The organism is Burkholderia sp. Bp9140 (assembly GCF_003853425.1).
Taxonomy (GTDB): domain Bacteria; phylum Pseudomonadota; class Gammaproteobacteria; order Burkholderiales; family Burkholderiaceae; genus Burkholderia.
Window position 1 is genome coordinate 22,977 of sequence record NZ_QTPQ01000044.1, and the last position, 22,745, is coordinate 45,721.

The 22,745-nt window shown below is 59.3% G+C and carries 20 protein-coding genes; 18 read left to right on the plus strand and 2 right to left on the minus strand.

Annotated elements, in window-relative coordinates; translation table 11 throughout:
- Nucleotides 1–20: 20 nt before the first annotated feature.
- The 5 genes from DIE21_RS30110 (at nt 21) to DIE21_RS30130 (ending at nt 4,760) form a co-directional block, all read left to right on the plus strand.
- Nucleotides 21–830, plus strand: coding sequence for a 2-keto-4-pentenoate hydratase (locus DIE21_RS30110; protein ID WP_124501094.1), 810 nt, complete (start codon nt 21–23; stop codon nt 828–830).
- Entirely contained in the window at nt 827–1,774 is a 948-nt protein-coding gene (locus DIE21_RS30115; RefSeq protein WP_124501095.1) for an acetaldehyde dehydrogenase (acetylating), read from the plus strand. The genes DIE21_RS30110 and DIE21_RS30115 overlap by 4 nt, the downstream gene beginning before the upstream one ends.
- A gap of 11 nt (nt 1,775–1,785) precedes the next feature.
- Nucleotides 1,786–2,799 (plus strand): 4-hydroxy-2-oxovalerate aldolase, encoded by a 1,014-nt coding sequence (gene dmpG / locus DIE21_RS30120; RefSeq protein WP_124501096.1) that lies wholly within the window; start codon nt 1,786–1,788, stop codon nt 2,797–2,799.
- Between the two features lie 133 nt (nt 2,800–2,932).
- Nucleotides 2,933–3,979 carry an amidohydrolase family protein gene (locus DIE21_RS30125; RefSeq protein WP_124501097.1) on the plus strand — a complete coding sequence of 349 codons (1,047 nt, stop codon included), beginning with the start codon at nt 2,933–2,935 and terminating at the stop codon, nt 3,977–3,979.
- 55 nt (nt 3,980–4,034) lie between these two features.
- Entirely contained in the window at nt 4,035–4,760 is a 726-nt protein-coding gene (locus DIE21_RS30130) for an OmpW family protein (RefSeq protein ID WP_124501098.1), read from the plus strand.
- A 45-nt stretch (nt 4,761–4,805) separates the two neighbouring features.
- Here DIE21_RS30130 and DIE21_RS30135 read toward each other — a convergent pair whose 3' ends face one another.
- Nucleotides 4,806–5,552, minus strand: coding sequence for a TetR/AcrR family transcriptional regulator (locus DIE21_RS30135; RefSeq protein ID WP_124501099.1), 747 nt, complete (start codon nt 5,550–5,552; stop codon nt 4,806–4,808).
- A gap of 162 nt (nt 5,553–5,714) precedes the next feature.
- Here DIE21_RS30135 and DIE21_RS30140 point away from each other — a divergent pair, with 162 nt between their 5' ends.
- The 6 genes from DIE21_RS30140 (at nt 5,715) to DIE21_RS30165 (ending at nt 14,100) form a co-directional block, all read left to right on the plus strand.
- The gene (locus tag DIE21_RS30140) at nt 5,715–7,385 is read left to right on the plus strand and encodes a bifunctional 3-(3-hydroxy-phenyl)propionate/3-hydroxycinnamic acid hydroxylase (protein WP_124501137.1); all 1,671 of its coding nucleotides are present in this window, start codon (nt 5,715–5,717) and stop codon (nt 7,383–7,385) included.
- 9 nt (nt 7,386–7,394) lie between these two features.
- Nucleotides 7,395–8,465, plus strand: a complete 1,071-nt coding sequence (locus DIE21_RS30145) for a VOC family protein (protein ID WP_124501100.1) — start codon at nt 7,395–7,397, stop codon at nt 8,463–8,465.
- A 35-nt stretch (nt 8,466–8,500) separates the two neighbouring features.
- Nucleotides 8,501–9,457 carry a fumarylacetoacetate hydrolase family protein gene (locus DIE21_RS30150; protein ID WP_124501101.1) on the plus strand — a complete coding sequence of 319 codons (957 nt, stop codon included), beginning with the start codon at nt 8,501–8,503 and terminating at the stop codon, nt 9,455–9,457.
- The gene (locus DIE21_RS30155; protein ID WP_124501102.1) at nt 9,454–11,424 is read left to right on the plus strand and encodes an acyl-CoA synthetase; all 1,971 of its coding nucleotides are present in this window, start codon (nt 9,454–9,456) and stop codon (nt 11,422–11,424) included. Before DIE21_RS30150 ends, DIE21_RS30155 begins: the two co-directional genes overlap by 4 nt.
- A gap of 143 nt (nt 11,425–11,567) precedes the next feature.
- Nucleotides 11,568–12,404, plus strand: a complete 837-nt coding sequence (locus DIE21_RS30160; protein ID WP_124501103.1) for a response regulator — start codon at nt 11,568–11,570, stop codon at nt 12,402–12,404.
- 466 nt (nt 12,405–12,870) lie between these two features.
- Complete coding sequence (locus DIE21_RS30165; protein WP_124501104.1) at nt 12,871–14,100, plus strand: porin; 1,230 nt, start codon at nt 12,871–12,873, stop codon at nt 14,098–14,100.
- A gap of 127 nt (nt 14,101–14,227) precedes the next feature.
- On the opposite strand, the gene DIE21_RS30170 is transcribed toward DIE21_RS30165, so the two are convergent.
- Nucleotides 14,228–15,049, minus strand: coding sequence for a TetR/AcrR family transcriptional regulator (locus DIE21_RS30170; protein ID WP_124501105.1), 822 nt, complete (start codon nt 15,047–15,049; stop codon nt 14,228–14,230).
- A gap of 202 nt (nt 15,050–15,251) precedes the next feature.
- Between DIE21_RS30170 and DIE21_RS30175 the strand changes: the two genes are divergently transcribed.
- The 7 genes from DIE21_RS30175 to DIE21_RS30205 are packed head-to-tail and all read left to right on the plus strand — an operon-like array spanning nt 15,252 to nt 22,740.
- Nucleotides 15,252–16,442 (plus strand): alpha/beta hydrolase, encoded by a 1,191-nt coding sequence (locus DIE21_RS30175; RefSeq protein ID WP_124501138.1) that lies wholly within the window; start codon nt 15,252–15,254, stop codon nt 16,440–16,442.
- A gap of 36 nt (nt 16,443–16,478) precedes the next feature.
- Entirely contained in the window at nt 16,479–18,173 is a 1,695-nt protein-coding gene (locus DIE21_RS30180) for an AMP-binding protein (RefSeq protein WP_260426745.1), read from the plus strand.
- A gap of 3 nt (nt 18,174–18,176) precedes the next feature.
- The gene (locus DIE21_RS30185) at nt 18,177–19,046 is read left to right on the plus strand and encodes a VOC family protein (RefSeq protein ID WP_124501107.1); all 870 of its coding nucleotides are present in this window, start codon (nt 18,177–18,179) and stop codon (nt 19,044–19,046) included.
- The gene (locus tag DIE21_RS30190) at nt 19,043–20,200 is read left to right on the plus strand and encodes an FAD-dependent monooxygenase (protein WP_124501108.1); all 1,158 of its coding nucleotides are present in this window, start codon (nt 19,043–19,045) and stop codon (nt 20,198–20,200) included. The genes DIE21_RS30185 and DIE21_RS30190 overlap by 4 nt, the downstream gene beginning before the upstream one ends.
- Nucleotides 20,197–20,676 carry a thioesterase family protein gene (locus tag DIE21_RS30195; RefSeq protein WP_124501109.1) on the plus strand — a complete coding sequence of 160 codons (480 nt, stop codon included), beginning with the start codon at nt 20,197–20,199 and terminating at the stop codon, nt 20,674–20,676. Before DIE21_RS30190 ends, DIE21_RS30195 begins: the two co-directional genes overlap by 4 nt.
- Nucleotides 20,673–21,434 (plus strand): Asp/Glu racemase, encoded by a 762-nt coding sequence (locus DIE21_RS30200; RefSeq protein ID WP_124501110.1) that lies wholly within the window; start codon nt 20,673–20,675, stop codon nt 21,432–21,434. Before DIE21_RS30195 ends, DIE21_RS30200 begins: the two co-directional genes overlap by 4 nt.
- Nucleotides 21,435–21,471: 37 nt before the next feature.
- Nucleotides 21,472–22,740 (plus strand): MFS transporter, encoded by a 1,269-nt coding sequence (locus DIE21_RS30205; RefSeq protein ID WP_124501111.1) that lies wholly within the window; start codon nt 21,472–21,474, stop codon nt 22,738–22,740.
- Nucleotides 22,741–22,745 lie beyond the last annotated feature (5 nt).

Below are 22,745 nucleotides of genomic sequence, written 5' to 3' on the forward strand. Positions count from 1 at the left end.
GATTTCAGGTTTCCCCTTCCATGTCCCATTCATTCGACCAAGCAGCCGTTCAGGCGGCTGCGAACGCACTGCGTAATGCACGCGAAACACGCACGCCGATCGACCCGATCGCCGCGCGGTTCGGCATTGCCGGTCTCGAAGCGGCGTATGCCGTCGCGGAACTCAATACAGCTGTCCGGGTCGCCGATGGCCGGAGAATCATCGGCAAGAAGGTTGGTCTGACGTCGGTTGCGGTACAGCAGCAATTGCGGGTCGATCAGCCCGATTTCGGCGTGCTGTTCGATGACATGGAATATCTGGATGGCGATGAGGTGCCGCTGAGCCGACTGATGCAACCGAAGATCGAGGCGGAAGTGGCGTTCGTCGTCGGGCGAGACATAGCAGATGAAGCGCCGAGTTATGGGCAAGTGCTTTCGGCACTCGCCTATGCACTGCCCGCACTGGAAATCGTCGACAGCGCGATCTCGGATTGGCGGATCGCACTCGAGGATACGGTCGCTGACAACGCATCCTGCGGTCTCTACGTGCTCGGGAATCAGCCAGTCTCACTCGGAGGAATTTCCCTTGGGGAACTTGGCATGTCGATGACTCGCCACGGACAGACCGTTTCGACCGGAACGGGTACAGCATGCCTTGGTCATCCGGTACGTGCGGTGTACTGGCTGGCCCGAATGATGGCGCAGCGCGGGCAAATCCTGCGTGAGGGCGACGTGATTCTATCGGGCGCGCTGGGTCCGATGGTCCCAGTTGTTGCAGGAGACGCGATTCATGCGCAGATCGGCGCGCTGGGCAGTGTTAGCTGCCGTATCGGACGAGGGCTGGATCGATGAGCAAGAAATTGAAAGTCGCCATTATCGGCAGCGGGAATATCGGCACCGATTTGATGATCAAGATCCTGCGCCACGGCATCCATCTCGAGATGGGCGCGATGGTGGGGATCGACGCGGCATCGGACGGACTGCAGCGGGCGGCGCGCCTGGGCGTTGCGACGACGCATGAGGGTGTCGAAGGACTTACTCGCATGCCGGTGTTCAGCGAAATCGATATCGTTTTTGACGCGACGTCGGCCACGGCACATACGCATAACGATGCATTCCTGCGCACCGTCAAACCCGGTATTCGCGTCGTGGACTTGACGCCGGCGGCGATCGGGCCGTACTGCATTCCGGTTGTGAACGGAGAACACCGGCTCGATGAGCTAAATGTCAACATGGTGACTTGCGGTGGTCAAGCCACCATTCCCATGGTCGCTGCGGTATCGCGGGTCGCGAAAGTGCACTACGGCGAGATCGTCGCATCCATCTCGAGCAAGAGTGCTGGGCCGGGCACGCGTGCCAACATCGATGAATTCACCGAGACGACGTCACGGGCAATCGAAGTGGTAGGTGGCGCGGTCAAAGGGAAGGCAATCATCGTGCTCAATCCGGCCGAGCCGCCGCTGATGATGCGCGATACGGTGTACACGCTCAGCGATTTTGCCGACGAACGGGAGATCGCGGACTCGGTGACGGCGATGGCGGAAGCCGTTCGGTCGTACGTACCCGGGTATCGCCTGAAGCAACGTGTTCAGTTCGATCGCATCGAGGCAGACAGGCCAATCCGGATACCCGGCGTCGGCGAACGGATGGTCGGCCTCAAGACCTCGATTCTTCTCGAGGTGGAGGGCGCCGCGCACTACCTGCCGTCTTATGCAGGCAACCTCGACATCATGACGAGTGCAGCTAAGGCAACGGCAGAACGGGTCGCGGCCCGTCTAGTGGCCAATCAACAGTGAGTTCCGACCTGATGGACAAGAAGCTCTATATCTCGGACGTGACGTTGCGCGACGGCAGTCATGCAATTCGTCATCAGTATAGCCTCGCGCAAGCCAGACAGATCGCTGCGGCGCTCGATGCGGCCGGTGTGGATTCGATCGAAGTCGCGCATGGCGACGGACTCCAAGGCGGCAGCTTCAATTACGGGTTCGGCGCGCATACCGACGTTGAATGGATTGAAGCCGTGGCTAGTGCCGTCACGCATGCGAAGGTCGCGACACTGCTGCTACCAGGAATCGGCACGGTACACGACCTGAGAGCTGCATACGATGCCGGTGCGCGAATCGTTCGTGTCGCCACCCACTGCACCGAAGCCGATATTTCCCGCCAGCATATCGAGTATGCGCGGGAACTCGGGATGGAGGCCGTGGGTTTCCTCATGATGAGCCACATGCAGGCCCCTCGAGCGCTGGCCGAACAGGCAAGGCTGATGGAGAGCTATGGTGCCACCTGCTGCTACGTGGTGGATTCCGGTGGTGCGATGAACATGAATGACATCCGCGACCGGATGCGGGCATTCAAGGACACGCTGAAGGCAGAAACGCAGACGGGCATCCACGCGCATCACAACTTGAGCCTCGGTGTCGCGAATTCGATTGTCGCGGTGGAAGAGGGCTGCGACCGGATCGATGCAAGCCTCGCTGGCATGGGCGCTGGCGCCGGAAATGCACCGCTTGAGGTATTCGTCGCGGCCGCGAGCCGTCTGGGTTGGCGACACGGCGCCGACATCTACCGTCTGATGGACGCGGCGGATGACATCGTGCGACCGCTCCAGGATCGTCCGGTGCGCGTGGATCGCGAGACGCTCGCACTGGGCTACGCCGGCGTGTATTCGAGCTTCCTGCGTCACGCGGAACGGGCCGCGGCGAAGTACGGCCTCAAAACAGTGGACATACTCGTCGAGCTCGGCCGCCGCGGAATGGTCGGCGGCCAAGAGGACATGATCGTTGACGTCGCACTGGATCTTTTGAGGGAATCCGTATAGCGGCATAGGTTCATGCAGCCCGCTCACGCGGGCGGCGCGATCGGACAGGCGCGCGCCAACGATCGATCATGAACACACGAACAATAAAAATAATTTGTAGTGCATATCTAATGGTAAATGATTGGAGAATCAGATGAACCGTATCGATGTTCATCACCACTTCGTGCCACCGGTCTATCAGGCAGCCATGTCCAGGCATGGTCTGAAAAAGGTTGCGGGCGCTGAGTTGCCGGCATGGAGCGAACATGCGTCGCTGGACGTGATGGATGCGAATGCGATTCGGGTCGCATTGCTGTCGATCTCGGCTCCGGGTGTCTATTTCGGAAACCTTGAAGATGCATGTTCGCTTGCTCGTGCGTGCAACGAATACGCTGCTGAATTGCGTGAGCGGTACCCTGATCGTTTCGGCTCATTTGCCGTGCTGCCGATGCCGTTTACCGAGCACGCATGCAAAGAGGCCATCCATGCGCTCGACGTACTGAAAGCCGACGGCATCGTCCTACTCGGCAGTACGGAAGGCCGGTTCCTGGGTTCGTCCGAATTCGACGAGTTGATGGCGGAACTCGACCGCCGGCGTGCGGTCGTGTTCGTGCATCCCAACTTGCATCGGTCGAGCGAGGAGCTCGGACTAATCGCGCCCGGTTTCCTGATCGAGTTCCTGTGCGACACGACACGGGCGGCCCTGAACCTGATCCTGACCGGGACGATCGAACGTTACCCGAATATCCGCTGGATTCTCGCGCACGCGGGTGGCTTTCTTCCGTACGTCGCGTGGAGACTCTCCCTCGCCAATCTGCTTCCAGAGTTCGTATCGGCCATGCCAGCCGGGATGCTGACCTACATCCGTCGATTCTATTTCGATACCGCGCTTTCGCCCGCTGCGTTTCCGCAGGCGGCGCTGCGTGAACTGGTCGGCCCGTCGCAAATCCTGTTCGGAAGCGACTTCCCGTTTGCGCCCGCACCGGCGACGGCAATGCAATGCGACGCCCTTGAGCATTCTCCCATCTGGCATGCCGACGCGCGTTTGGAGATCGATACCGGAAATGCACTTCGGTTGTTTTCCCGCTTGGGTGGAGCGGTTGCCAGCGCGCCGACGCGCGAGGTCGGGCCACTGATATCACTGAGGCGGGCCGCCGTTGGCGCGAGCGTCCGACTGATCGACCGGCTCAGGAATCGCTGAGCACTGTCGGCCCCACAAAAACAGAAGCGCCCTTATCACAACATTCGGAGACGTCATGAAGCGTACGAGCGCGGCAATTCTCTTGTCGATCGCGGCTATTCCCGCAGCACATGCGCAATCGGCAGGGCAATGGATGATTAATGCCGGCTGGCTGCACCTTGCCCCCCAGGATTCCAGTCAGCCGATGACGGTCAATGCGCTCGGTCACTCGAGCACGGTCGCGGGAAGCGGCGCCAGCGTGTCGGATGCCGATACGCCTGCCTTCACGGCAACCTATTTCATCACGGATCATATTGCGCTAGAGACGATACTGGGTGTTCCGCCGAAGCTGCATCTCAACGGTACCGGGACGCTCGCGGGACTCGGAGAGCTCGGGACGGCACACGCGTGGAGCCCAACGATCCTTGCACAATACCATTTTGGTGAACCGTCAGCACGTTTCCGGCCCTATGTCGGCGCGGGTGGAGCGTACGTCTGGTTCAAGGGCATCGACTTGAGCAACCAGGTTGCAACTGGCCAATTCCTCTATTCGCCGACGCTCGGCACGCGCCTTGAAGGGCCGACTTCTGTCTCGCTCAGTAAGTCGTTTGCGCCGATAGTCAATGCAGGGCTGACGTACAACATCGATTCGCACTGGTCAGTCGGCGTGTCGGCTGCATACGTGTGGCTGTCCACAAAAGCTACGCTCACGACACGTTCCCCGGTCGGTACCGTCACGAGCACGACGAAAGTGAAGATCAATCCGATCATCACTTTCGTGTCGCTTGGCTATCGCTTCTGACAGAAGCCGTGCGTTTGAGGGAACATCCGCGCTCTGGCGAGCTTTTTACTCGGGTGCGGACTCCACTGCCACGTTTGGTAGCGGCAGATTCGCAATTTGAATCGCCTCGTCACGCGAAATACCTAGCGTCTGCAGCACCGCTGCTGCAGCGCGTTCCGCGAATCGATCCCTGCTGTAGCCGATCGCAGCGAGTATGTCCGGGGCCGATTCGTCGCCCGCGCCGAAATTCAGTTCGGCGGCAATTGCCACAAGCACCGTTCCGCCGACCGAAACGAGTGCCATCAATGGATCGTCCACGCCGAAGCGGCCTGCGTTGATTCCCTTTTGCAGATCACGCTCGAGTCGGGGGCCTAAACCTCGTGTCAGTATTCGGGCAGACAAGCCCTCGCGGATCAGGAAACGCCCCCAGACCCGCTCGCGCCGCGCGCGCAGAAGCGTGTGCCGGACGGACACAGCAATCACTTCTGCTGGATCGGTCAGGTTGGCACCGAGACGATCCAACGTATCGGCGAATTCGTCGAACACCCACTCGGACAATGCAGCGTGAATCGCTTCCTTTGATTCGAAGTGGTTATAGAAGGAGCCGAACCCGACGTCTGCCGCTTCGGTGATTTCATTGATCGCCACGCCCTCCATGCCTTTTTCCGCCATCAGCCGCAGTGCGGCTTCAAGTAGCCGCAACCGAGTTTCGCGTTTGCGCCGCGCGCCGCGAGGTTCGCGTGCCGGGGGGGATTTGTCGGCCGTGACCTCAGCAGGCGAGGTGCCGGTCTTCCGGGATAAAGCATTCGACATAGGGTATTCCGCCAGATTGGATCTGGTTTGGAGTATACGTTCAAACATCATAATTGACAAAATTATCAATCATGACTTTAATGTCATGTAAGCGGCGAATCACTGTCGCGGTCTGTGTCGAACGGAGACGGAGCGATGGTGGCAGCGGGTTCAGCAATCGGGATGGGGCGGGACGGTGGCGACGTCGGCACGGCGGGTGCGGGGGCTTGTGCGCTACCGTCGAGCGTCGATGTGTTGGTCGTGGGATGCGGGCCCGTGGGCGCGACGATCGCTAACCTGCTGGGGCGCGATGGCGTCCGCGTGCTGGTGATCGACAAGGCCACGGGGATATTCACGGCACCGCGCGCGATCGCGCTGGACAACGAGGCGCTGCGCATTCTGCAGCTCGCCGGAGTCGCCGATACCGACTTCGAGACCGTTGCAATCCCGTACGTGCGCATGAGGTCGCCTTGGCTCGGCGAATTCGGGCGAGTCAACACGCTCGGCAGTCTCGACGGCCACCCAAAGCTGGTCACCTTCTACCAGCCCGATCTCGAGCGTTGTCTGCGAGCGCGGCTCGCCGCCTGCGATACGGTGCAGACTGCATTCGGTACGACGCTCGCCGGGCTCGATCAGCAGCGCGACCATGTCATTGCGGTGCTGGAAACTGCGGAGTCGAATCGTCATCACGTGCGCGCACGCTACGTCGTCGGCGTTGATGGCGCGAGCTCGCTCGTACGGCAACTAATCGGCCAGGCGTTCGACGGCAAGACGTTCGCGGAAGACTGGCTGATCGTCGATGCGCGCCACGTGCGCAAGCCGATCGATCACGTCGAATTCATCTGCGATCACCGTCGGCCGACGCCGCATATGACGGCGCCCGGAGCGCGCGAGCGCTGGGAATTCATGCTGCGTCCCGGTGAAAAGCGTGCCGAGATGGAGTCCGATACCCGTATTCGCCAATTGCTCGCCCCATGGGGCGGCCTTGACGACATGGAGATCGAGCGCAAGGCCGTCTATCGCTTCCACGCCAGGACGGTAAAGGCATTCAGCCAGGGGCGCGTGTTTCTTGCCGGCGACGCCGCGCATATCACGCCGCCGTTTGTCGGGCAGGGGCTCGTTGCGGGCTTGCGCGACGCCGCGAACCTGTGCTGGAAGCTCGCATCGGTGATTCAGGGACGTGCCGCGCCACGCATTCTCGATACGTACGATCAGGAGCGGCGTCCACACGTGACGGCGATGATCGGCCTCGCGAAATTGATGGGCAAGCTGGTGATGCCGCGCAATGTGGGCGTCGCGTTGGCGACGCATGGCCTGATGCGGCTGATGCGGCTCGTACCGCCACTGCGTGTGCATTTCGACGAACTCGGCATCAAGCCGAAGAACGCATTTCGTCGCGGCCTGTTCGTTCCCGGTCGTTCGAAAACGCGACTCGCGCGGGGCGCGGTGCTTCCCCAGGGCTGGGTGCGGGGTCGCGATGGCGACCTTAGGCTGAGCGACGATGCGTTCGGCGCGCGTGTCGTGCTGATCGGGTTCGGCGCCGACGTGGGTGCCATGCTTGATCCGGCGGTGCTTACGGCGTTGAAGGCCGCGGGCGGCGCGGTCGTCCAGATCGCGCATCGAGGGCAGCGCTTGCATCGCGCTGAACGGTGTTGTTGGGAAGATCTCGAAGGGGTCTTCATGCCGCGCGCGGTGCCATTTGGCTGGGCGACGGTGGTGCGACCCGACAAGACGATCCTGCACGACGGTCCCGCGTCCGACGCGAACCGCATCGTACGCGAGGCGCTGTCGCTGATCGGCGCACCGACCGGTGTATCGGCCTCGTCCATTCCGTCCACCCGTCCGTCCGCCTGAGGGTTACGCATGAAGCTCACGACCGCACAACCGGCTCGCCATTCGAATCCGACGACCAAGGCGTCGGCACTGGCCTACCTGTTGTTTGAACGTCCCGATCTCGACCGGGCCGAGAAATTTCTGAACGACTTCGGGCTGCGCACCGTATCGCGGGACAGCGAGTGGATCTTTCTCAGGGGCACCGCGGCGACACCGTTCTGCTATGCGGTGCGATGGGCCGAGAAGCCTCGCTTCGTCGGCTTCGGTCTCGAAGTCGACGGATTGTCGGCGCTCGAAAGGCTGGCATGCGTGCCGGGTGCGTCTGGTATCGAGCGGGCATTGTGGCCGGGTGGTGGCTATCGCGTGCAGCTCGCCGATCCGTCGGGGTTTCGTGTCGACGCGGTCGCCGGACGGGCGCTCGCGGGCGCTTTGTCGCACCGCCCGCCGCTTGCGGTGAATTCCGTGGATGCCGCCGTGCGGATCAATGAGACGCAGCGCCCTCCCGCTGGCCCATCCGAAGTAATTCGCCTTGGGCACGTGGTGCTCGAGCTAGCGGATTTCCAGGCCACATGTGCGTGGTATACGCACCACTTCGGCTTCATTCCGAGCGACGTGCAGGTGCTGCCGGACGGGTCGCCGGCTGTCACCTTCATGCGTCTCGACCTCGGCGCACGACCTGCCGATCACCATACGCTTGCGCTCGCTCAGGGGTTCGCGCCGTTGTACAGCCACAGTGCGTTCGAGTTGGTGGACGCAGACGCGATCGGCGGTGGTCAACGCGTGCTGCGGGAGAGCGGCTGGGAACATGCATGGGGAATCGGCCGGCACATTCTTGGCAGCCAGATATTCGATTACTGGCAGGACCCCTGGGGCGACAAGCACGAACACTATTGTGACGGCGACCTGTTTACGGCCGACATGCCGATGGGTATCCATGCAGTCAGCCGGGAGGCAATGGCGCAGTGGGGGCCTGCTATGCCACGCAGCTTCACGAAGCCGAAGCTGACGCCGTCAAGCATCGCGGCGCTCGTGCGCAATCTGCGCCGAAGCCCCGATTTGACATTCGCGAAATTGCGCACTCTCGCAAAGCTCTTCGCGTGACATTCGATTTCAGACATATTGAGCGAGGCGTTTTCATGGCACTGCATGTTTTACATTACCTGCACGAAGGTCGTGCACGTTGGGGCGTGGTGAGAAGTGGCTGGATCACTCCAATACCAGGCGCGTTCGAGACGACGGCCGCGTTCGTGCGCGCATGCCGCATCGACGATCTGGCTCGCCTGAGTGGTGAAACGATCGCCGAGGCTGACGTCGAGTGGCTGTCGCCCGTCACGCGCAACCAGCAGTTCGTCTGCCAGGGTGCGAACTACCGGCAACACATGATCGAGTCCGGGATGGATCCGGACGTGAAGGCGTTCAATATGATCTTCACGAAAGCGCCCGGCTGTATCGTGCCGGCGAACGCGGACGTGGTGCGGCCCGTGCACGTGCGTTTTCTCGACTACGAGATCGAGCTGGGGCTCGTCCTCAGGCGCGACATCACGTCACGCGAAAAGATTGCCGCCAGCAATCTGCACGAGTACGTCGCCGGCGCCGTTATCGTCAACGACTATTCGGCACGCGACGTCCAGATTCCGCAGATGCAGTTCTACAAAGGCAAAAGTTATCGGACCTTCGGCCCGGTCGGTCCGTATCTGTGCCTGCTCGACGCGCGCGATATGGCGCAATTGCGCAACCTGGAGCTGACTCTGAGCGTCAATGGAGAGGTGCGCCAGAACGATTCGACCGCAAATCTCGTCTATGGTCCGGCCGAGACGCTTGCTGAACTGTCCGGCCTTCACGATTTGCACGCCGGCGATCTGCTCGCGACCGGAACGCCGTCGGGGTGCGCACTCAGCATCCCGTCGCCGGCAAAGCAGCGGGTCGCGGCACTGCTGCCCGAGCCGATGAAATGGCGAATGTTCACGAAGGTGCAGGCCGGCAGGCGCCAGTACCTCAAGCCGGGTGATCTGGTGGAAGCACGGATTGCGAGCCACGACGGTTCGATCGACCTCGGTGTACAACGCAACCGTGTCGTCGACGAGGTCGCATGAACCCGATCGCTACCGAAGCCGACGTCATTGCGATCGAAACGCAGGGGCCACCGGCCGATCTGCCTGCCAGCACCTACGAGATGATCCGTCAGGGGGCGGCGATCGATCCGTCTGCGCCGGCGTTGTCGTTCTTTCTGCGTACGGCCGACCATCGCAAACCGTTGCGCTGGACCTATGCGGAACTGCTGCGCGACATCACGCGAACCGCGAACCTGTTCGCGCGTCTCGACATCGACCGCCAGTCGGTCGTGGCCTACGTGCTGCCGAATCTGCCGGAAACGCATTTCGTGATCTGGGGCGGCGAGGCCGCAGGCATCGTCTGTGCGATCAACCCATTGCTGGAAGGGGCCGCGATCGCATCGCTGCTGAACGCCGCCGGCGCCCGGGTACTGGTTACGCTGGCGCCGTTCCCGGGCACGGACCTTTGGCCGAAGATCCAGCCAGTGCTGGAGCAGGTGCCGTCGTTGCGGCATCTGTTGCTCGTCGATCTCGCGGGGCAGGTGCGAGGCTGGCGCGGTCTTGCCGCACGAGTCATGCAGCGCCGCGAATGTCGGCGACTTCACGGGCGCAACGATGTGCGCGGTGCCGTGCCAGCACACATCGAGATTCACGATTTCGCGACGTCGATTGCTCGAGAATCGGGCGCGTCGCTGGGGAGCCGTCGCGAATTTGATGCGAACGACTTGTCATCGTTCTTCTGCACCGGCGGGACGACGGGTTTGCCGAAGATCGCGATGCGGCGACACGGCAACGAAGTTGCCAATGCATGGAGCATGGGGCAGGTCCTGGGTACCGGTATCGGCCCCGGCAAGACGCTGTTTTGCGGTCTACCGCTGTTTCACGTGAACGCGGCGATGGTCACGGGGCTCGTCCCTTTCTCGCGTGGCGCTCATGTCGTGCTCGGCACGCCGCAAGGTTATCGCGGCGATGGTGTGATCTCCCGCTTCTGGGAAATCGTCGAGCATCACCGGATCAACTTCTTCAGCGCCGTGCCGACGCTGTATTCGACGCTGCTCGACGTGCCGGTCGAGGGCCGCAACATTCGTTCGCTGGAGTACGGGTTATGCGGCGCGGCGCCGATGCCTGTCGAGGTGTTTCGCACGTTCCAGGCGCGTACTGGTGTGCGCGTCCTTGAAGGCTACGGGCTGACCGAGGGCGCGTGCGTCAGCAGCGTCAACCCGCCGGCCGGAGAACGCCGGCTCGGGTCGATCGGCCTGCGGATTCCGGGCCAAGCGATGAAAGCCGTGATCGTGGATGACCGCGGCGCTTACGTACGGGACTGCGCGGAAGGCGAGACCGGGCTGCTGTTGATCTCGGGGCCGAACGTATTTGCCGGTTATACGCAACCCGCACAAAACGAAGGCCTATGGCTCGACCTCGGCGACGGTGCGCGCTGGCTCAATACAGGCGATCTGGCGCGGCGCGATGCAGAAGGCTATTTCTGGATGACTGGACGGCGAAAGGAACTAATCATTCGCGGCGGCCACAACATCGATCCAGCCACGATCGAGGAGCCGCTGCATCGCCACCCCGCCGTGCAGATCGCGGCGGCGGTCGGGAGGCCAGACACTCACGCGGGGGAATTGCCGGTCGCCTACGTGCAATTGAAGGCGGGTATGCGCGCAACCGAGGACGAACTGGTTGCTTTCATGCGGGAATCCATCGGCGAACGGGCAGCGTTGCCCAAACGCATCCATATCGTCGATGCAATACCGCTAACGGCTGTAGGTAAGACTTTCAAGCCGGAGTTGAAGCGACGCGAGACTCTCGACGCCGTCCGGGATGCGCTAGCCGCAAATGGGATCAATCCCGTAGAGCTGAGTATTAGCGAAGATGGCTCGCTATGTCTCTCTCTATTTGAAGAATCGAACGCTGGACAGACGAAATCGATTCTCGGACGCTTCCCGTTTCGTTTTTCGATAACTGCGGCTGGGTCAGGCGTGGATCTGACGAGTAGGACCGAATGATGCCGGCCGCCTTTCGCTGCACCGGCCGTTTCTAGTTGGAGGTCGGTGAGGCGATTAGGCGGGCCTGACGGAAGCCGATAGCACGTCCCGTTTCAGGGCGCCGGCGACCGCTATAACTGTTTTTCCACGCCCGTTGGCAAACCATGTCATCACAATGGTCAATCTCACTTCGCTCGGTGATGGACCTCAGCGGAGCACACGTCCTTATCGTCGACGATCGTCCGAGCGACTTGCGGCTCCTGATCGAACTCTTGCGAGTTACCAGTTGCCGGATCAGTGTCGCCTTTGATGGTTCACAGGCCTATCACCGTGCGCAGGCAGTTTCGCCGGACCTGATACTGATGGATGTCCGCATGCCCCGGATGGACGGCTTCGCCGTCTGCCGATTGTTGGCCTCGACGCCGTCGACGCAGACTATTCCAGTTGTAATTCTGACCGCCGCGGGTGCGCTCGAGGACCGTCTTGCCGGGCTTGAAACGGGAGCAATCGACTACATCGTAAAGCCGTTCGAGCCGGCAGAGGTCATCGTTCGAATTCGAAATCATATTAAGCGCTCCAGTCGCGATCGGCAGCCTCGAAACGTGCCCGAACTACCGGATAATCCGGACTCCAATTTGGTACGCGCTGCAATCGGAATCCTACTGCATGATTTGCGTAAGTCACCAGCTCTTGACGAACTGGCACACCTCGTCGGCACCCACGAAAAGCGCTTGTCCCGGATTTTTCGCGATTGCTTGGGGCAGACGGTATTCGAGTATTTGCGCGAGACGCGATTGCGCACCGCTATGCACCTTCTTTCGACGACATCGATGAGTATCTCGGATGTAGCCGACGAGATTGGCTTCTCGAGCGCGGCCAATTTTGCCACCGCATTTCGGGAACAACTTGGCGTTAGCCCATCGCGTTGGCGGAAGAGACACCTTGGACAGGATTGTGGCGGAACAAGCGACGAAATGCGGGTGGGCAAGGACTCAAAGTAGTAGCCCCGGAACACCGGCGAGCATGCGTCTTGTCCGACCGCACACGCCTGTTGCTTTACGCGCTGCTTGCCATCGACAAGAGCAGGGGGCGAGCGCGACTGCGATCTGCGCGGACCGCCAGTCGGGTCTGTGAGGCCGGCCGCAAACGTTACCGGTACTGCCGCGATGCGATCACCGCCGTTCTGAGCACATAACGAGAGCGATCTGGCCAGATCTGTCCGATGGTCGCCTCGTAACGAATTCATTGTCTTCGCAAGTCGATCCGGGGGCGGACTCGCGTTACTGTTTCGCCGGCGCGGGGTAAACGCTGATGAGAAAGCTGCCGTACATTTATTGACACCCCTCACAAATCTGCTAAATTTTCCCCATAAATTGACGGTGTATCAATTTTGTCGGACGTAGCGGTGGTGTGCGCTGGGTCCGCATGAATAATTTATCAGTACAACTACCTAATGGAGACGCCCCAATGAAATGGACATGTTCCGCGGTATGCTCGGCCGCTGCGATTCTTGCTGTGCCTGCGTACGCCCAGAGTACCGTTACGCTCTATGGAATCGTCGACGTCGGCGTGACCTACGCGAATAACGCGCAGACCTCAAAGATCGACGGGAAGCCGCACGGTGCCTCACAGTTTGCGTTGAGTGACGCCCATACTACCGGTCTCAGCGGTAGCCGCTGGGGCCTCAAGGGCGTCGAGGACCTGGGTGGTGGCTGGAAGGCGATTTTCAATGTGGAGAACGGGTTCATGGCGAACACCGGTGCATTGGCTCAGGGCGGAGCGGAGTTTGGACGCCAGGCTTGGGTAGGACTGGCCAGCCCTTGGGGCACGGTCACTGCGGGCCGTCAGTACGATCCGTTGGTGGACTATGTGCAACAGTTCGCTGCGTCGGGTGCATTCGCTGGATACATGGGTTCTCATCCGGACGATCTCGACAACCTGACGAATACGAACCGCATCAACAATTCTGTGAAGTTCGCCTCGGCGTCCTACGGCGGCTTCAGGGCCAGCGCCCTCTATAGTTTTGGCGGTGTGCCAGGGAGTCAGGCACAGAACCAGATATGGGGGCTCGGCGCCGGGTACACCGGAGAGCGTTTCGTCATGGGACTCGGGTACCTCAACGCGCGCGATCCGAATGTATCGTTTTACGGCAACACTCCGAATAAAGGTACCGCTGCGGCGAACAACATCGGTTCCGGAGGTAGCTCAACAGCACCCGAGTCCAATCCTGTCTATGCTGGCTATGCATCTGCCAAGACGCTGCAGATCTTCGGGGCGGGAGCCTCTTATACGCTCACAGACACGACGCTTTCTCTGGTTGGTACGAACGTTCGATTTGGCTCGCTGGGATCGTCGTCGGGGCCCAATCCGTTGGGTTATACCGGGGACGCTGTATTTACGAGTGTCGATCTCAACGTTCGATATCGTGCATCACCGATGCTCCAACTCGGCGCAGGCGTTGACTACACGCATCGGAACGCGGTGAAGGGCGACCAGGGGGCAAAATACTTGCAGCTGGATCTTGGCGTAGATTACAGCCTTTCGAAACGCACGGATTTGTATGCATTGGCGGTACTTCAACGTGCGATGGGTCATGATTCGCTCGGACAACCCGCCGTCGCATCAATTGCTGGCTTCAGTCCGTCGGCGACGGATAAACAGATCGGCGTTCGGCTCGGCATCCGGCACAAGTTTTGATGTCGCCGCCAAGCTGAGGTAACGTGTGGCGCCGCTCTATAGAGATGGCAATCGTACGGCGCCACACTTCCAAATAGCAACAAGCCTCGAATCGGTGCGGAGCAACCGGCTGGAATCGATGGGGCGATCAGTTGTTATTTGCCACGCGCTTTCGCCGTGACGTGCGCGGAAGGGAAGACTCCAGCGCTTCTCCATGTGATCGGGGCCACTGTTCGAATCCATCCAGCAGCAGCCGCAGGCCCTCATCAAACGCGCAGTCGGCGCTGAGCTTCGAGAAAGCCGACCCAACCAGCTTGGCTGCTGGATATCGATCGTCCGAGGCGGCTTCAAACTTGTCGCGTATGTAGTCCGAGTGCTCGGCGGGGCTCTGTCGCCCCGCAGCTGCCACGCTTGAAGACAAGAGGTATTGAGCAAGCAAATGGTACGCGAGCGCGGTCTTTTCCGCAGTGAAACCACCCTGCAGAAATGCCGAGGTCGTGTGATTGAACAGCGCCAGGCCGTAGTCCGTCTCGCCTGGTCCGACAGCCTGGAAAAGCCTGAAACGATTGTGCGATGCGATATAGAGGCTGACACCCGGCATTTCACGCGCGAATGCATACGAGATCCGGGCGATTTTCTCGACGTCCGGGCGCCAGTCTCCGGTTAACGCCGGCAACGCTTCAAGCCGTTGACGATAGTAACCGTTTAGTACCCCGGAGATCAGGTCGTCGCGGCTGCCAAGGTAATAGTGGATCAGGCCCGGCGCGACGCCAAATTCCTTTGAGAGCTGCACCATCGAAACCTGGTCAAGAGGCATCGACCGAGCCATCTCGCTGGCGCGCTCGATGATCACTTTCCGGGACAGCAGTGGCTCGGTACCGATCGCTGATGCCGTCTTAGGCGGCCGGCCTCGCCGTCGCGGGACGGTTTCGCCGGCGGATTCGGTTTTGTTTCGGGGTGCATCCGTCATGGTCAGCGCGATGGTTCGTGTGGGGACCGAAAGTTGTTGCGGGAAATTACCGACAGTCTACCTCCAAAATATAATTGACACCATCTCAATATATTTCTACTCTTTGATCAAGTGCTTGAACCGATCAGGAGACGAAGTGGCTGATATTGAAAAGGCGATCGTGACCGCAGGGCTGCGGGGTGCTAACTGGGACCCGGCCCTTATGACGCGCCCATATAAAGTGGTCCCGTATGCACTGCAGACTGCAGACGGTCAGAAGACGCTGGGATTCCTTTTTACGCGGACAGGCGAGGAGCGGACCGTTGTCTCGATCATGCATCCGAGAGAAATGTCCGTGACGCACTATCTCGTTCCGTCCGTGCTCGATGCGGGGTGCGCCTGCTGGGTACAGGGCCCCCGATCAATCGGCAACGATTTGCGGCTGGAGCACGAAATTGCGCTGTTGGACGTTGCAGCTGGCATGACCCACTTGCGCTCGCTGGAATTCGAAAACATCGTTCTGCTTGGAAATTCTGGTGGCGGTGCCCTCTACGCGTTCTATCATCAGCAGTCGCGTCTGGCTCCCGAACAGCGCATCAAGCGCACTCCAGGGGGGCGGGTGACTGGCCTTGGTGGCGTCGTGATGCCGACAGCGGACGGGATGATTCTGGTTTCTCCGCATCCTGGACAGGGGGTGATTCTCCTGAATAGCGTCGATCCGAGTGTGATCGACGAAAACGATCCTATGTCCGTCGATCCGGCACTTGATCCGTTCAGTGCAGATAACGGCTATGACGCGGCAACCAGAACAGCGCGCTATTCTCGCGAATTTTCGACGCGATACAGGACGGCGCAACTTGCGAGAGTGCAGCGCCTGGACGTGCATGCGCGGGCTTTGCTCGCGCGGAAGCAAGATGCGCGCAAGCGTGTCAAGGAAGGGGGCGGGACCGCTATCGATCACCGAGTTGCGGGTTATGCCCCGATATTCCAGGTATGGCGCACCGACGCTGATCTTCGTGCCTGGGATACGTCGATAGACCCATCGGACAGAAAGGCAGGCTCTCTGTGGGGCAACGATCCATTCACATCGAACTGGGGCAGCGTCGCATTTGGACGTGTAGTCACTCCGGAATCGTGGTTGTCCACATGGTCCGGCCTGACGAGTAACGCATCATTCGCGAAGTGTGCGTCGGCGATCGATGTGCCGACGCTTTTGCTGGAGTACTCGGGTGATCAGTGTGCTTTCCCAGAGGATTTCGAATGCATCTACAACGACATAGCGTCGAAAAATAAGACGCGAATCAAGGTTCGTGGAAACCACCATGGCATGGCTTTGAGCAAGGACGAGCCTTCCGGCCGACGGGTCGCGGGTGAGCATATCGCTGAGTGGCTGGGTGCACGCTTCACCGTTTGAGCATTGCATCACCACAGTTACAAGATGGAGACACAGTTGAACGAAAGAGAGTTCAGGCCCAAGCGAGCCTTGCCGGGCGTCCGTTATCCCGACATCGAACGATTGGCCCGCTACGTCGATGCCGGCGTCCTTCAAAAGCAATCGCTGCGTGCCGCGCTTTGTGAGTCCTTTCGCGAGCATGCCGGGCGAAAAATTCTGGTCGGCCCAGAGGGCGAGTTCACCTACGAGGAGTTTGATGAACTTACCGACCGGTTTGGCGCGGCGCTGTTGCGCGAAGGCGCCCGGCCGCTTGATCCTGTCATCTTGCAGTGCGGAAACTGCAACGAACTCCTCATCGCGTTTGTCGGTTGCCTCAAGGCAACGCTAATCCCTCTTTGTGCGCTTCAGGCGTTTCGTAAGCACGAGATTTCCTATCTCGGCAATCTCTGCGAAGCAGTCGTACACGTCGTACAAGGTGACGATGCAAGATTCGACGACGTCGCTTTCGGCGAGGAAATGTGCGATTACGTCCCTTCTCTGAAAATCCTCATTCAGGCCCGTGGGACCCCACGTGGCAGTGCGAACACGTTGTGGTCGCTGATTGACAGCATCGGCACGAACGACGCACGGTCCGTGCTGGCTGATGTCGAGGACGATCCGTTTCAAGTCGCGGTGTATCAGTTGTCGGGAGGCACTACTGGTGTCCCGAAGATAATTCCGCGTTTTCAGAACGAGTACTTGCTGAATATGCGGGCGGTCGCAAGCCGAAACGGCTACCACCGTGACGATGTCCTTTTCATGCCCACGCCGTTCATGCACAACATGAACATGGTCTGTTTCTTTGGGCCAATGATGTTGAACGGTGCGGCCGTGACGGTATGTCCAGACATCAGGCAGGAAACGCTCTGCGACGTAATCGAGCGCTACAGCCCTACCTGGTTTGGCCTTGCCGGTCCGATCTTTTCTCGGGTCGCGGACCAAATGCGGAGGGCATCTGTAGAGGAGAAGCAGCGTCGCAAGCTAATCGGCCCAAAGAATGCAGCGCGTTTGCGAGATGCGCTCGGCTCCCCCTGCTACCACATCTTTGGGATGACCGAAGGAGTGATCATGTTCGCTCATCCTAGTGACCCGCAGCGCATCCTCGACGAGTCGGTCGGTCGACCGGTGTCGGAATATGACGAGGTCCGGATTGTTGAGCCGGGAACAGAAATTGACGTTGATGACGGAGAGGTTGGGGAAGCGTTGTTCCGCGGACCATATACGATCCGCGGATATTTCAAGTCTGAAAGGGAAGACGTTCATCGCTTTACCACTGACGGCTATTACCGATCAGGTGATTTGATGATGGCCGAAGTGATCGACGGCAAGCGCTATTTCTTCTTCCGCGGACGGACGAAAGACGTCGTCGACAGAGGCGGCGAGAAAATCAACGCCGAGGAACTCGAGAATCTCATCAATGCGTGCCCGCGTGTGCATGCCTCCGCAGTTGTCGGAATGCCAGATCCGGTTTATGGCGAAAAGGTGTGCGCGTTCATCGTACCTAAGCCCGGAGTTGAGCCCATCACGCTATCCGAGTTGACCGAATACCTCGATGCCGCGGGTCTAGCCAAATTCAAATGGCCGGAGCGCGTGGAAATCATCCACGAATTTCCCGTCACCGCATCCGGGAAGCTGAGCAAGGCTCTGCTCCGAAAGTGCATTACCGAGCGCCTCAACGAAGAGCGTGCATCAACAACTGCTACCCAAGGCTAAATCATGAACCGTTCAGAACGTGAGGTACTCGTCGCGAATCCGGTGTTGCGTGGTGTTCATCACACCGCGCGTCCGACATGGAAGCTTGAAGAGACGGTCCGTTTCTATCGTGACCTTCTCGGTCTGCCGCTAGTCCATGCAATTTCCGCGCGAGGCTGGGGGCCGGCCGACCACGCGGACTTCCTTCATTTTTTCTTCGACAGCGGAAATGGCAGCACGATCGCGTTTTTCTACTACATCGGTACCGAACGTCCGGAGAAACTTATTCCCACCGATCATTACCAGGACCGAGCAACTCATACCGCGTGGCTTGTCCGTGACGAGACGGAACTGGCTCAATGGCGAACTCGCGTCGAGGAAGTTGGGATTCCGTTGCGATACCAGGTTCGCCACGAAGTAATTGAATCAATCTATTTCAATGATCCCAACGGTTATCCCATCGAGATCACGTACCAGACGCGTCCGTTCGACGACAAGGATAAGGGTGATGCGACTCGCACAATCGAAGCGGCCATCGAACTCGAACGTGCAAGCTACGCCGGCAGTCCCTTTGCGGGCATCGAACCAGTCTGGAAACGAAAAGGGGCCGGATTCAGTGATTCCGGGAGTTTGTCGGTTGCGTCCGTGTTCGTCCTCGATGTGCCGGAGTTTCGTGCTCTCGTCGACGCGGCTGAAGAACGGGGCGGTTACGAAGCCGTGCGAGTAAGCGATGGTTACGTGAGAATCGACGGGGCGCCGGGCCTTACCTTTGAGCGAAAGGAGTTGGGGTTCAAGCCGGCTGTCTGGTACGGCGCGTTAACGGGAGGACTGGTTGGGACCATCGAGCAGTTCGATATGGAAAAGCTGGTAATCGCGCCCGTGAGGCAAGCATGAAGGTCAATATCGTCGGAGGCGGTCCCTCCGGTCTGTTTCTTGCCATCCTCCTCGCGCGCCACGCCCCGCATATCCAGACGGAAGTGATCGAGCAGAATGAAGCTGACGCAACTTTTGGTTTCGGTGTCGTGCTCGCAGACACGGGGCTCACGCGACTGCATCAAGCGGCGCCTGAGCTTTGCACCGATTTGATATCGGCCATGAAGTTCACCTCGCAGCAAACCATCATCACCCAAGAAAGTCCAGTAACCGTGAAGCGGCCTGGGCAAGGCGGTGGCGCTATCCCAAGACTGAAGCTCCTGCAGATCCTTCAGGAGCACGCGACACGTCTTAACATTCCGGTGACCTATGCGTCGCGAATCAACGACATCGATGGTCTCGACGGCGACATCATTGTCGGTGCCGATGGTGTCAATTCAAAAGTGCGATCGAGCGACGAGATCGGATTTGGCACTACTAAGCAAGAACTGACAAACCATTTTGCATGGTTCGGCGTCGGAAAGGCGTTCGAAAATCCTTCCCTCGTATTTCGGGAGTTTTGTGGCGGATGCTTCGTTGCTCACTACTATCCGTATTCGGAGAGCATGAGTACGTTTGTGGCGGAGTGTGACCACGAGACGTGGATCAAACTTGGCCTGGAAGAGATGACTCTTGAACAGAGAGAGGCGCTTTTCGAAGAAGTTTTCGCGACCGAGCTCGACGGTTACCGATTGATTTCAAACAATTCCATTTGGCGGCAGTTTCCGGTCATCCGCAACGCAAACTGGTTCAGTGGAAACCGTGTGCTTGTCGGCGATGCTCTCGCGAGTGCCCATTTCTCGATCGGGTCGGGGACACGTATCGCGATGGAGGATTCGATCGCCTTGGCACAGGCGATTGTCGCAAACGACAGTGATGTCGTTGCTGCGCTCGCCGGTTATGTCGCGCGGCGTAGGGAATCCAAGGACCGCTTGATCAAGGCATCGGAAGCTTCCTATATGTGGTACGAAAACATCCGAGAGTGGATGAACGATCTCAGCCCGCATCAGTTCGTGTACCAGTTCATGACGAGAACGGGACGTGTCGATGCAGGGCGATTGCGCGAGCAGTATCCCGCGTTGGTCCGGGAATTGGAAGTGGCCGGGGCGATTCCCAGCATCGAGGGGCTCTCATGATCCATAGTTACGAGTACGTGCTTCATGAGGAGCCCTTTACCGTCCGGCGTACGGTTCGCTGGGCAGACTGCGATCCTGCTGGTGTCGTATATACCGGTCGGCTCAGCGAGTACGTCCTTAGTGCGGTGGCGCTATTCAAGGATTTTGTCTCAGAGTCGAGTGGCGGTGGACATCGGCCGCTTGGCGAAATCTTCGATGTCGGGCTGCCGTGTCGCGGCATGACATTCGACTTTTGCGGAACGCTTTGGCCCAACGACAGCGTCGATATCGAATGCAGCATAGGCGATATTCGAAGCCGATCGTTCGACATCCTGCTCGAAGGAAAGTCGCTCGATCGGCAACCCGTCTTTCTTTCGAAATTCTCACCCATATGCGTGCGCACCGACGCGCGCATCGGGACTGAAATTCCCGATGCGTTGAGAAGGATCCTTGAAGGCTTTGCGCGTAAGACGCTACAACAAACGGAGTCGACATGAATTATCGCATTGGGCAAATCGTGCCCAGCTCGAATATCACGATGGAGAAGGAGATCCCTGCATTGTTCGGGGCATATATGCAGGCGTACCCGGAGCATCAGTTCACTTTTCACTCGAGCCGGGTTCGTATGCATCGCGTTGTTCCCGAGGAACTTGAGCGCATGAACCGCGATATGGGGCGCTGCGCTATCGAACTCGCGGATGCGCGGGTAGACGTGCTGAGTACCGCGTGCCTTGTCGCAATCATGTGTATGGGTGAGGGGTATCACCGCGCGGCTACGCAATCGCTGTTGGACGCGCTCGATAGTCATCAGACATCCCCAGGGGTGATGACGTCCGCAGGCGCACTTGTGGATGAGTTGAAGAGCTTTGGCGCTCGTCGCATCTCGCTTATGGCTCCGTATTCCGATGCCTTGACGAAGCGGGTCGTCAGCTATATCGAGGCAGAAGGCATCGAAGTCAACGATGCTATCAATTTTTCTATCGAAGACAACCTTGAGGTTGGCGCACGTGATCCGATGCGTCTGATCGAAGACGTTAAACGATTGGATGTCCGTGGCGCCGATACCGTAGTGCTTTCGGCCTGTGTTCAGATGCCGTCGCTGCCGGCAATTCAGATAGCACAAGAGATGTTGGGCATTCCGGTCACCTCTACGGCAGTCTGCACGGCCCGGCAGATGCTGCGGTTGCTAGAGCTTCCGGTTACGGTCAGGGGTGCCGGTGCTTACCTCGGTGATCTTGGCGGGTTGGGGCACTGACGGAAAACATCGATAACAAGTCACAAGGAGACATGGCATGGAAATCGCAACTGATGACGGAACGTCGAAGGGCATTTACATTCGAAACGTACTTGGTGCGGCATTGGGAATGGCGTTCGGATTTGCGGCCATTTTCATCGCAACCAGCGGCGTTTTCAGCCCGGCGATTGTCAAGGAGTTTCATTGGGGGCGGGCGCAGGCGGCCCAGTCGTATTCAGCCTCGATGCTTGGTTTGGCGTTTGTCAGTCCCCTCATCGGCGTCCTGATGGACCGCTTCGGAGTTAAAAGAGTCGTTTTTGTCTCTGCGATTGTATTTGCGATTGCGATGGCCTGCATGGCATCCCAGAAAGGCAATACGGTGAGCTGGGTGGCACTGTCTCTGATTGTCGGTATGTCGGGTGCGGCTACTTCCGTGCTCGGCTACCTCGCTATCCTTCCACAATGGTTCGACCGCCGCCTGGGTTTGGCAATTGGCATTGCGATGGTCGGCTTCGGAATCGGAACGGTCGCGATGCCGGCACTATCGGCACGGTTGATCGCACACGTCGGGTGGCGCGAGGCCTACCAGGTACTAGCAATTGTCTCTTGTGCAGGGGCATTCGTTGCATTCCTTCTGATGCGCGAGAAGCGTGGTTCTCGGCGCGTGGTTCATGTTCGCGGGACCTCCGGCGCCGTCGATGCCGGGGTCGGATCCACGCGAGGGCGACGCGTGAAGGTACTCATGATCTTTGCGGGTGCTCTATGTGCTTCTACCGCCGTACTGTCACTGGTTCCACACCTTCCTGCACTGCTGATGGATCGAGGGATATCCGCTATCGATGCGGCGCGCTGCGCATCGTTTGTCGGGTTCGGTATTCTGATTGGTCGTCTCACATCCGGTCTACTGGTCGATCGAATTCATGCCCCGTTTGTTGCGTGCGTATACTTTGCGTCGGGAGCCATCGGCTTCGTTTTGCTTCGCCAGATCGATAGCTACTATGGTGCGATGGCCGCTTCGATCCTCGTTGGACTCGCGATCGGTGCTGAGGGTGATTTGCTCTCGTATCTCACACGTGCTTACATCGGAATGGAAAAATTCGGTTTGTTTTACGGAATCGTCTTTTCGGGTTACTCACTAGGGGCAGTGATCGGGCCGATGGCAACGGGCTATTATTTCGACGTCAACAAGTCATACGATCTGCCAATGCAGATGGCTCCGTACCTTCTTTTAGCGTCTTGCGTTTTCCTTCTTGGCCTGGGGCGCTATACGAAGCCGGGGGAGCATTCGAATGACTCTCTTTCTAGATTTGCCGTCACCGGCAAGTAATCTTT